Origin of the sequence: Arthrobacter sp. 08Y14, assembly GCF_002929455.1 — a bacterium.
Classification (GTDB): Bacteria; Actinomycetota; Actinomycetes; order Actinomycetales; family Micrococcaceae; genus Arthrobacter_B; species Arthrobacter_B sunyaminii.
The window spans coordinates 1-503 of record NZ_PJIX01000079.1; the positions used below are offsets into that span (position 1 = coordinate 1).

At 60.8% G+C, this 503-nt stretch carries 1 protein-coding gene; it reads right to left on the reverse strand.

Features of this window, described 5'->3' with window-relative positions:
• A partial coding sequence (locus CXR03_RS19070) for an efflux RND transporter permease subunit (RefSeq protein WP_146070581.1) occupies nucleotides 1-503 on the reverse strand: 503 nt, incomplete at both ends.

Here is a 503-nt window from a genome sequence, read left to right on the forward strand (position 1 = left end):
CGATCTGGTCGATCAGGATGATCGAATTACGGATGATGATCCCGAGCAGAGCGATGACGCCGAGGATCGCGACGAAGCCGAAGGGGGAACCCGAGATCAGCAAGGCAGCGGCAGCACCGATGATCCCGAGCGGACCGGTGGCGAGCACCAGCATCGCTTTGCCGAAATGCTGCAGCTGAACCATCAGCAGCACGACAATGACGAGCAACATGATCGGGGCCTTGGCCGCAATCGAGTTCTGGCTCTCCGCACTGTCTTCCGCACCACCCTGGATCTCGATGGAATAGCCAGCGGGCAGGCTGTCACGCAGCGGCTGCATTTCCGTGAACATCTTCAGGGTCACGTCGTTCGACTGGACGCCATCCGGCAGCGTTGCACGAACGGTGATCGTCGGCAGACGATTGCGCCGCCATTCGATGCCCTGCTCCAAGGTGGGCACGACCCGGGCTATCTGCGACAGCGGAATGAAAGCGCCCAGGTCCGTCGGCACATAGATCGAATTC